1 protein-coding gene is annotated in these 660 nt (G+C 65.3%); it reads right to left on the bottom strand.

Annotated elements, in window-relative coordinates; translation table 11 throughout:
- The coding region (locus tag HP499_RS24745) for an amidase family protein (protein ID WP_253951792.1) at nucleotides 1-660 on the bottom strand (660 nt) is incomplete at both ends.

Below are 660 nucleotides of genomic sequence, written 5' to 3'. Positions count from 1 at the left end.
CGGCAACAAGATCATTGAAGGGATCAGTCAGTGACGTGGAGTCGAAGGGATCGTGGCCGCCGATGACTTCCTGCAGCAGCGCAGAGTCCAGTACTGTCCGGGACACAGGGCCGATCTGGTCCAGCGACGACGCCATGGCAATGGCGCCATAACGTGAAACAGCGCCGTAGGTCGGCTTCACGCCAACCGTTCCGGTGACGGCACCCGGCTGGCGGATGGAGCCACCGGTGTCGGTGCCGAGCGCCAACGGCGCTTCGAAAGCGGCGACGGCGGCAGCGGAGCCACCGCCCGAACCGCCGGGAATGCGGTCCAGGTCCCACGGGTTGCGCGTAGGGCCATAGGCCGAGTGCTCGGTGGAAGAGCCCATGGCGAATTCGTCCAGGTTGGTCTTACCCAGGATGGGCATCTTGGCCGCGCGCAGCTTCTTCACCACAGTGGCGTCGTACGGGCTGTGCCAGCCCTCAAGGATCTTCGAACCGGCCGTCGTCGGCTGGCCGATCGTGACGATGAGGTCCTTGACAGCAATCGGCACACCAGCGAGGGCATGCAGTTCCTCGGCAGCAGAGCCGCCGGCGGCACGGGCTGCGTCAACCTCGGCCGCGACAGCCAAAGCCTCTTCAGTATTGACGTGCAGGAAGGCGTGGATACCATCGGCTCCGC

It is taken from the genome of Paenarthrobacter sp. CM16, assembly GCF_013179505.1.
Taxonomy (GTDB): Bacteria; Actinomycetota; Actinomycetes; order Actinomycetales; family Micrococcaceae; genus Arthrobacter.
The sequence above is the reverse complement of the archived record's forward strand: the minus strand, read 5'-3'. Positions and strand labels throughout refer to the sequence as shown.